The organism is Bacillus sp. V3B (genome assembly GCF_024494465.1).
Taxonomy (GTDB): Bacteria; Bacillota; Bacilli; order Bacillales; family Cytobacillaceae; genus Bacillus_BD.
In genome coordinates, this window is the sequence record NZ_JAETXM010000046.1 from 1 (window position 1) to 8,768 (window position 8,768).

An 8,768-nucleotide genomic window follows, 5' to 3' on the forward strand; every position below is an offset into this window, starting at 1 on the left:
AGATGGTATAGATAAAGCAACAAAACGTATTTTTAAAAAAGCTTTAAGGAACTTTAAAGTTAAAGATCACGATAAAAAACATAATTTGCCTATATATTTATTCTAATTTTTTTAAAATCCGTACTTGTTTTTTTTATAAGTACGGATTTTCTATTTTTTAGGTGTTAAAATATTTTAACACAGGTGTTAAAATATTTTAACACCCTACCCTTAATGAACCCTTGATATATCTACATTCTTATAGTTTGTCCTTCTCACTCTATTTAAATAGCAATTCGGCTCTTATTTGGCAAGCCTAATTTTATTTATTTTTCGTTATTAGCCGTTAAGGCTAAAAGGTTGCCATGAAGGCAACCAAAACCTTGTTTCTAAGGGGATGTAATTAACATAATCACGCTTATCGGCAACAAAAAGAGCAACCATTATTAATGGTTGCTCTTTTTGTTGTGCGTATTAAAAGCTAAGCGGCATCTCTTACCTCTCTTTTTTTGTTAGCAAATAACTTTTCTTTAAGAGTTGGCATTATCATACCATCTATCCCATATCTTCCTGCATTCATAGCAGAAACTAGTATAAACATTGACAATAAAACAAGTTGAGGGTTTGTACTTGTTGTACCACTAAACATATAAGAAAAGTTCATTGCTATTCCAAAAAACACAGCTGTTTTGGTGAAACAACCAATTAATAGACCTAGACCTACCAATAGTTCTCCCCAAGGTACTAACGTATTGAAGATCTCTACATTAGGAATGGCTGCATTTTCAAGAAATACAACCCACCATCCCTGAACAGCCGGATTTTCTCCAGTTGCTTTTGCCAACGCACCCTGTAAGAAACCAGAAGCATCAAACTGTCCGCCTGCTATTTTCCCCCAGCCAGCCATCAACCATGTATATCCGAGATATACACGTAACATAGCTAAAAGTATAGAGACATTTTTGTTTTGTCTTAAAATATTGATAAACATACCTTTCCCCCTAGTAATTTAAAATAATAAGTTCTAAAGGAATAGAATAATATAATTGATAATGATTTTCAATATCGATTATATTATTTTTTTGTAAAGAAAATTTTTTAATAGGTTCTGTAAAAGAAAGATGAATATTACTATCTACATGTGAAGTTTACGTAATGAGGTATTATCGGCAATGAAAAGGATCTTCAAATTGAAGATCCTTTTCTACTGCTTGTTCAATTTAAGCGCCCGTTTACGGAAGATCAAAGGCTGTTGAAACTCAGCTTATAAATATTATTGCTCACAATGAAAAATATTTACAATGAGTTTTGGTTTTGGTAAAATATTTTGCGTAGAGGAAACTTTTTAGACGATAAAGCATATAATTCATTTAATAATTAAACATCCATAAGTCGGTGAATTTTTCTTAAGTGCCTACTTAAGGAAACAAACTTGTTTAAAAGAAAAACTAAATAGGCTAAATAATTAGGAGGAGTATTTGAATGAATATTCAAATAAAAGCGAGGTTATTTCCATCTCTTATTGTTTTAATGCGTGTTCTCTTTGGAATTGGATGGTTATTAGCTGGAGTAACCAAAATCACTGAAAAATTGTGGTTTAAAGAACCTGGGGTATTTCTGAATTACTATTTCACCAGTTCATTAGAAAATCCTGATGTCCCATTGTTTTATAAAGTTTTCATTGAAAACTTAGCTTTAGAACATGTAATGACTTTAAATCTTGTCATTCCTGTCGTTCAAATTACTCTTGGTGTATTTATTATAATGGGATTCATTACAATACCATCGATCTTAGTCTGTCTCTTCATGCACATTAACTTCATCCTTTCTGGAAATATGAATTTAATGAGCCTTGTCCTTTATACAAGTGCGTTTTCGTTAATCATCTTCAGAACGAATATTTATCACTTCAGTCTTGATAAGTATTTTAATTTAGATACTCTTTTTACAAACAAAAGACAAACAACCATCTCAATGCCATCTAAAAAAGAAAAGTTGCTTAGTAACTCTTAAATCGCACTACTAGTTAAATATATCTATTAGCATCGTAGTAATCCAATATAGCAACCCGCATATATTAATTAACACAAAAACATATAATAAAATTCTAGTAACTTTCAAATATCATTACTCCCTTACTTATTGATGTTAATAATGGTTCATGATAATTATATATTAAAGAAACCTTAAAATTCTGTTGTTAAAGTATTTAATATGAAAAGCCGTCACTAACTGTAGTGACGGTAATTTATTATACTCTAATAAGCACTTTCGAAAGAAACTTAGTTCTATTTTGCATTTATGGTACGGTTGATATTAAACTAATCTTCCTGTTGTTATATAATTAACCCCAACATGGTCAGGCCATCGTCGCCCATAGGCTGGTAAGCTCCCTGAACTTGTTGAAGGTTCATTGGCATATTGTTGTTCACTTAAAATGTCACCCCTTCTTTTACATCTTCTTTTACATCTTTAGGATATTATCCTAGTTTGGACTATGTTAACGTAGGGCTTTGTCCAAACAATCTCAATCTTTCCACATAATTTAATAGTAGCTATATTGGGAAGGAGGAATCTTAAATGAGTGATTATCAAGGTGGTTTTGACAAGAAAAAAGACAACAATTTTGCGTTAATCGTTGTACTGTTTATATTGTTGATTATTGTAGGCGCTTCTTTCATGAATAAGTACTATTAAAAACTGCTTAGCTGATACTACACCGTTTTTGATTTTAAAAGTTAAAGTTTTAAACCTCAAACATTCAGGTGTGTATATCATATACAAATCTAGTTAACATAAGACCAACTATCAGAAGCGAGCAAAAGAGCCAATCCCTTGAACCGTAAGGGATTGGCTTGTGTTCGTTTTTATCGTTTATGCACCTTTTTATACAACCTTGATTTATCAACGTTTCTAACCTCTACATAAGCCTGGCAGCTGCATAAAAAAAGGACGTTTTATGCAGTCCCTTCTTTCACTAAAGCTACCCATTACTTCAATAAGCATAAATAAGGAGTAACCTACTCCTTTTTCAATGGCATTTGTCAGCCACCTTCTATGCAAGTTCCAGTAGAACTACCGACAATTGAATTCAATTCTTGGAGTAGTGAAGGTAAAAGTTCATTCTCTATAAGTGTTTCTAAGGATTATTTTGTAAGTGGTACATTGTACTTTCTTAAAACCTCTGCTGTTTCCCCCCAAATATCAACAATTGCTATTGGAGACATATTTGACTGTATAACCATTTCAACATCCTCCTTTTACTTGTATCAAAATGCGGATTTAAAACAACAAATATTGTATAAAGGGTTTAATACAATATTTGTTGTTTTAAAAGTTATCTTGAATGAGAGATCCGCACATGCTCAATGATGGCAAAAATCACTTGCTCTTCTAGGTCTTCAAAATCTTTATCGAGTAAAAGGCGTTTTCCCTCAAAACCAAACGCTTCAAGCAAATAGAAAATACGGGGTTTCTTGTATGCTTGGCTATTTTTTAGACATCGCTGCCAAACTTCAGCTTCGAGCTCTTTTGAATAGTGACGATGTTGGATGCATTCATGGACACGTGTTTTCTTCAGCTCCACATGTCCTTCCCATAGGTTTTTATTGGCTATCTCTATCCACATGTCAGCTCGAATTTGTTCCTTTACTTCTTTTTCAACAATTATTGTGTTAGATTCTTTTACAACATTTATTGTAAAACCTTCTGGTAGACGATGTTGAAGAAAATGATCTAATGCTTCTTTCGGAATTTGCCATCCTTCCTTTCGAGAAGAAGGGGCTATTCCTTTGAGATCCCCTTGACGTAACCATCTACGAACACTTTCCTTGTGTGTCGTAATTTTATAGGTTTTTAACAATTCAAACACTTCATCAACATTGTACATGTCCATTCAATCATCTAGCTCCTTTAATGCAACGATTGTTTTATTAAAGTCATTATACAACAATTATTGTATAAAATCTAGCTCAGTGTAGGAAATGGGGGAACATCAGGAAAGTTCTTCTTTTTTTATCGACCGAATAGTCGATCCATTACACTTTTCTTTTTCTTCGATTCTTCGTTTCTAGATTCAGCTTGTTTTTGAATAAAGTTATTAACAATATCAATTTTTTCTTTCATAACTTCATAATCTCGTCTCATTTTCTGCATTTCTTGATGGCTTTCTTCACTGGAAGATGCAATACGTTCTAAAGCATTAAGAATGGCTTGACCTTGTTCTTTATTCATAAGGCCTTCTACTTGAGTTTGAACAGTTCTTATTTGCTCCGCCACAACTGATAATTCATGTCGTTCACTTTTATCTTGAGTGCTTGTCCCATAAGAGATTACCTCCGATACATTTTGTGTCGCCTTACGATAATGTGATGCGATTATAGCAGCAGCTGCTTCTGGTCCAACCTTTTTGTCTTTTTTAAGTTTTAACATTTGAGAAATTGCTTGTTGATCTTGCTTGGTGTAAATTCTGTGATCCAAGTCGTTCCTGATTAGTTCATATCCTTCTTTTTCTAGCAATGTGACATACTTTCTTACCGTACTTTCAGGCATTTTTAAGTTTTCTGCAATGTCACTGGTTTTTAACTCAACATGCATATCTATTACATCATCTAGGATGTCAAAATCAGTTTTTGTTTGGCTCATAACATTCACCTCTTGCTTTTATATTAGCGATATAAAGCCAATATCCTCTTTGGAAAGGACAGTTAATATGAGGTTTTTAATGTGGCTATACTCCTCACAAGAAGGAGTATAGCCACATTTGGCGTCTGTCAACGGTAAGCGGACCGAAGGGAGCATTAAGGAGTTGATAGACTCACTCTGCCAAGACCCTCTTGGCATTGAACAAACATCGTTTGTTCCTGCCTACCGGCGAGGGAGCCCCCTCAAAAAATGAGGGGGTTGGGGGTGTTTTTAAAGGGGGTCTGGGGAAGAGTTCCCCAGTGGGTTTGGGCAAGGCCCAAGGTTTAAAAAGCCCCCTTTAGGGGGTTGGGGGTGTCATGCAACGCATGACCAAGCAAAGGAAGTGGGTACCACTTCAACAGCTTGCCAACCTCTAGCACTAGTAATATAATTGGAGATATACCACCAATTATGGATAGTGCTTCCATTTGAAAAATGGACAGAGAGGGGAGGTCTTTTGAACTTTGGGAGAGAACAGGAAAGAGAATCGGCAGATTAAATTTCGTGTGAACGACGACGAATTTGAAAGGCTTGAGCAGATGGCGAAAGAGTTTCAAATGAGTGTGCCGAACTTTTGCAAGAAGAAGGCACAGGGGGCGAGAATGAGACCTCCGAAGATTGATCGAGAGGGAGCGTTCGAGATCGCCCGACAGTTGCGAGCGATTGGGAACAACGTGAACCAGCTATCAAGGCGAGCAAATGAGGGTTATGAGGTTCCGAATGGGGAATTAGAAAGCGTTCAGAAGGAGTTGCGAGAGATATGGCGACAATTCAGCGAAGCAATACAAAAGTAGCCAACCGACTAATCAACTACGCTGAGAAGCGCGCTGAGGTGCGTGAGGGCGTGAATTGTCCTGCTGAATATGCAAAGTCTCAGATGAAGGCTACGAGGGCACTGTGGGGCAAATCAGAAGGGATACAGGCTCACCATATTATTCAATCTTTTAAGCCTGGAGAAGTGACACCAGAAATAGCAAATGAGATTGGGAGAGACCTTGCGAAAGAGGTTGCGAAAGGGCATGAATGCGTGGTTTATACGCATACCGACAAAGATCATATACATAATCATATTGTCATTAACTCCGTTAATTATGAGAATGGCTTAAAATATAATGCTTCAAAAGAGGAGTTATACCGGATTCGTGAAATCAATGACCGGCTGTGTAAGGAAAGGGATTTATCGGTTGTGAAAGAATATTCTTCTCCTACTCGCTACACGTTGGCAGAAAAGGCCTTACTAGAAAAGGGCGAAGTCAGTTGGAAAGATGAAATACGTCAAGTAATTGACTATGAAAAAGAACACTCCAAGACGTATGAACAATTCAAACAGAATTTAACGGAAAAATACGGGATAGAGGTCAATGAACGTGGCAAAAACATCACGTTTTCTCATCCCGATAATGGCAGGAAAGTACGTGGTTCTAAACTAGGGAATTCATACGAGAAGGAGATGTTAAAAAATGAGTTTACAAGAGAGATTGAACAAACAAAAGGAGAGCCAAATCAAGAGCGAGGAAATACCAATCTATCAGGTTCCGAAAAGCAACAACGAGAAGGAGCAGGAATTGATAGAAGCGTTGAAAGAAATGAGAGATCTCAACGATTTGATGAGGGGGTACATCAGAACGAACATGGACAAGTCAGCAGCCGAGAAGCTGACCTTCGACAGCGAGATAGACAACATCAAAGTGACAAGCAAACAAGTGACAGATCAAATGCTTTCAATATTGACGAAGCAAGAAAATCTCTTGAACAACAGCGTTCAAATGTTGCAAAAGGTTTTAACAAATTCACACAACGAGATGAAGCAGAACAACAACCAAGTACTACAAGAAATGAAAACGATAAGCAGTCAAATAAACGAGCAACTAAACGAAATCAAGAACACGACAAAGACCGAAATGGAGAGCATCAGCAGGAAAAGTCACAACAGCTTGAACGAACTGTCTCAAAGAACATCGAGCATGGTTTCGAACGCTAGAAAAAAGATTTGGATCAATGACTGGTTAGACGTGGTGAAATACGGGCTAGGAACGGCCATATTCGTTGTTCCAGTGTATGTAGGGGTAAAGCTCCTTCTTGGCCTTTTCAGCGTTGAAATGCCTTAGGTAGGTGGGAGAATGATTTGTTCTTACTGTGGTTCTGAAAATAGAAAATACGTTGAAAACTGTGGGTTTTGTGCTGCTCCTTTAAAGAAGCAGCGACCACAATTAAAAGAGTTTTTATTCCTGGAACAAGCTGAATTGCCTTTTGGCGAGCTTTCGATTTTCCACACCTATGATTTATTAATTTTACTTCGACTTGTAAGGGAAGAAAGAAGTAGTACTTATAATCTTTTGAGAATGACTCGGAAGGTTTCGCAAGAGGTTGCGGTTGATTTGGAGTCTTTAGCCTTTGCAGAAGAAGAATACAGACGTTATACAGCCCGTATGAAGGTTATAGAGGGCATTTTAATTGATCGGATGGGGTACAAGCCTAAAAGAGTTGATGATAAACTATTAAGTAGCTTAAAAGGGAAAATTGAAGGAGAGAAATCAAATGGATGATAAAAAATTAGATATGATTCTAACTGCTTTAAGTGAATTTAGAGGTGATTTCGTTGAGTTTAAGAAAGAAAATCAAGAGCAATTAACGAGAATTGAGGAAGCCATTTTAAGACTGGAAGAAGATCAACCAAAAGATACTATGGCTATGTTGAATCAGATCAATAAAAAATTAGATGATCGAGACAATGAAATGCAAGTGCTAAATAAGCGTCTTTTTAAAACTGAAGGTGAAGTTGAAAGATTAACTCGTCAATAGAAGGAGGAAATTAAGTGGGAAAAGTTGAACATTGGCAACAAGAATTAAACGATCGTGAAGGTCTTGTATGTTTTGATTTATCATTAAAGTTAAGTCCAAATAATGAAATTTACTTAAACGAAAAAGAAATGTATGAGTATTGTGGCTATAAAAGTCCTAAATATTTTAAAAAGCATTTAGAGAGTTTGATAGAAAAGTGTATTATTTTTAGGATTAAGAAAGAGGATAAAATACATTATTTTTTCAATCCCATTTATGTCGAATATGATGAATTAGGACCGAAAATGTACCACAGGCCCTTTATTAATAAGGAGATTATGAAAGAAGCAATGAAGAATATAGAAAGTATCATATAAAGAAGTTCTGTTAAACCGTTCAGAAGGGCTCAGAATTGATTGATATAGATTCCGGTACTCTTGCTGTGCAGAAAGCGAATATAGGCGTTATACGGCTCGTATGAGGGTCATAGATGGTATTCTAATAGACAGAATGGGTACAAGCCTAAAAGAGTTAATGATAGGCTTTTAAAGAGTTTGAGGAGAAAGCTAGAAGATGGCTAGAAAAAAGGGGATTTTATTGTTATTGTCGAAACATAGAAAAATGAGAAAAACCGCCCTGTCTTTGGTCGGATAGGCGGTTTCTCAAAAACGTATAAGGGATTAGTCCCTTTATTTACTTATAGGATAATTATATTCTATCATATTGGGGCTAATTCCTGCTACATAAAGGGAGAGAAAAATAGTGGGGAAAAGCAATGTTGTAAATATGAGCGAAAAGTTCAATGAAGCTGAAAAGAATGCTAAACAAAGACAATTTGAAGTAGAAAAACAAAAAATAGAAGAACAGTTTGGTGTTGATCCTCAACTAATTGAAGCTCTTGTATTGGCTATGAATAATGTTTCAGGAGGGGACTATGGCTTCTTTTATAAAAAGAAAAAGCCATCTGATAAAGTGAAATTTGCTCAAACTATTGTTGAAAATCTAGAGTATTTAATTAGCATTGGCTACTTAACAGATGCTGAACATGCGTTTCTAAATAAGTTAAATTGTTATTTAGAGTTTAAGTCTAATGTAATTGTTGAAAAAGCAAATTTTGAAGAAGAAATTGAAGTTAATTCTGCAACGCCGCAATATTTAGCAGATAGATTTAGGAAAAGTAGAACATCAATTTCAATGCTCATGAATGGTTTACTAAAAAAGGGTATTTTAGGAGTAGCTGAAACAGGCATGACTACAGAAGATGGTCGTGTTTGTACATCAAGAACATGGTTTGTTAATCCCAATATTATTTGTTATTCACCAAA

At 35.5% G+C, this 8,768-nt stretch carries 11 protein-coding genes and 1 pseudogene; 9 read left to right on the forward strand and 3 right to left on the reverse strand.

The genetic code is table 11. From position 1 onward, the window contains the following. Window positions 1-106, forward strand: a pseudogene (locus JMM81_RS22045) (MarR family transcriptional regulator); the annotation flags it as partial. Window positions 107-460: 354 nt separating this feature from the next. On the opposite strand, the gene JMM81_RS22050 reads toward JMM81_RS22045, so the two are convergent. Next, window positions 461-970 carry a DoxX family membrane protein gene (locus tag JMM81_RS22050; protein WP_256243701.1) on the reverse strand — a complete coding sequence of 170 codons (510 nt, stop codon included), beginning with the start codon at window positions 968-970 and terminating at the stop codon, window positions 461-463. A 491-nt stretch (window positions 971-1,461) separates the two neighbouring features. On the opposite strand from JMM81_RS22050, the gene JMM81_RS22055 reads away from it, so the two are divergent. Both JMM81_RS22055 and JMM81_RS22060 read left to right on the forward strand, forming a co-directional pair. Beyond that, a complete protein-coding gene (locus tag JMM81_RS22055) occupies window positions 1,462-1,992 on the forward strand; it encodes a hypothetical protein (protein WP_256243702.1) in 531 nt (176 codons plus the stop codon). Between the two features lie 567 nt (window positions 1,993-2,559). After that, window positions 2,560-2,676, forward strand: a complete 117-nt coding sequence (locus tag JMM81_RS22060) for a YjcZ family sporulation protein (RefSeq protein ID WP_256243703.1) — start codon at window positions 2,560-2,562, stop codon at window positions 2,674-2,676. Window positions 2,677-3,316: 640 nt separating this feature from the next. Here the strand turns inward: JMM81_RS22060 and JMM81_RS22070 are convergent. Further along, window positions 3,317-3,874, reverse strand: coding sequence for a helix-turn-helix domain-containing protein (locus JMM81_RS22070; RefSeq protein ID WP_256243704.1), 558 nt, complete (start codon window positions 3,872-3,874; stop codon window positions 3,317-3,319). Window positions 3,875-3,993: 119 nt separating this feature from the next. After that, the gene (locus JMM81_RS22075; RefSeq protein ID WP_256243705.1) at window positions 3,994-4,623 is read right to left on the reverse strand and encodes a helix-turn-helix domain-containing protein; all 630 of its coding nucleotides are present in this window, start codon (window positions 4,621-4,623) and stop codon (window positions 3,994-3,996) included. 503 nt (window positions 4,624-5,126) lie between these two features. Between JMM81_RS22075 and JMM81_RS23250 the strand changes: the two genes are divergently transcribed. The 6 genes from JMM81_RS23250 to JMM81_RS22105 form a co-directional block, all read left to right on the forward strand. Continuing rightward, window positions 5,127-5,456, forward strand: a complete 330-nt coding sequence (locus JMM81_RS23250; protein WP_375162436.1) for a MobC family plasmid mobilization relaxosome protein — start codon at window positions 5,127-5,129, stop codon at window positions 5,454-5,456. Beyond that, on the forward strand, window positions 5,423-6,643 hold the full coding sequence (locus tag JMM81_RS22085) for a relaxase/mobilization nuclease domain-containing protein (RefSeq protein ID WP_256243707.1): 1,221 nt from the start codon (window positions 5,423-5,425) through the stop codon (window positions 6,641-6,643). Before JMM81_RS23250 ends, JMM81_RS22085 begins: the two co-directional genes overlap by 34 nt. A gap of 139 nt (window positions 6,644-6,782) precedes the next feature. Next, the gene (locus JMM81_RS22090) at window positions 6,783-7,208 is read left to right on the forward strand and encodes a hypothetical protein (RefSeq protein WP_256243708.1); all 426 of its coding nucleotides are present in this window, start codon (window positions 6,783-6,785) and stop codon (window positions 7,206-7,208) included. Continuing rightward, the gene (locus tag JMM81_RS22095) at window positions 7,201-7,464 is read left to right on the forward strand and encodes a hypothetical protein (protein ID WP_256243709.1); all 264 of its coding nucleotides are present in this window, start codon (window positions 7,201-7,203) and stop codon (window positions 7,462-7,464) included. Before JMM81_RS22090 ends, JMM81_RS22095 begins: the two co-directional genes overlap by 8 nt. Window positions 7,465-7,478: 14 nt before the next feature. After that, window positions 7,479-7,820 (forward strand): hypothetical protein, encoded by a 342-nt coding sequence (locus JMM81_RS22100; RefSeq protein WP_256243710.1) that lies wholly within the window; start codon window positions 7,479-7,481, stop codon window positions 7,818-7,820. A 385-nt stretch (window positions 7,821-8,205) separates the two neighbouring features. Beyond that, window positions 8,206-8,768: MarR family transcriptional regulator (locus JMM81_RS22105; RefSeq protein ID WP_256243711.1), on the forward strand; the 563-nt coding region annotated here is incomplete at its 3' end.

Coding starts and splice junctions, on each gene's coding strand:
- JMM81_RS22050 (WP_256243701.1), bottom strand. CDS start 970: ATGTTTATCAATATTTTAAGACAAAACAAAAATGTCTCTATACTTTTA.
- JMM81_RS22055 (WP_256243702.1), top strand. CDS start 1,462: ATGAATATTCAAATAAAAGCGAGGTTATTTCCATCTCTTATTGTTTTA.
- JMM81_RS22060 (WP_256243703.1), top strand. CDS start 2,560: ATGAGTGATTATCAAGGTGGTTTTGACAAGAAAAAAGACAACAATTTT.
- JMM81_RS22070 (WP_256243704.1), bottom strand. CDS start 3,874: ATGGACATGTACAATGTTGATGAAGTGTTTGAATTGTTAAAAACCTAT.
- JMM81_RS22075 (WP_256243705.1), bottom strand. CDS start 4,623: ATGAGCCAAACAAAAACTGATTTTGACATCCTAGATGATGTAATAGAT.
- JMM81_RS22085 (WP_256243707.1), top strand. CDS start 5,423: ATGGCGACAATTCAGCGAAGCAATACAAAAGTAGCCAACCGACTAATC.
- JMM81_RS22090 (WP_256243708.1), top strand. CDS start 6,783: ATGATTTGTTCTTACTGTGGTTCTGAAAATAGAAAATACGTTGAAAAC.
- JMM81_RS22095 (WP_256243709.1), top strand. CDS start 7,201: ATGGATGATAAAAAATTAGATATGATTCTAACTGCTTTAAGTGAATTT.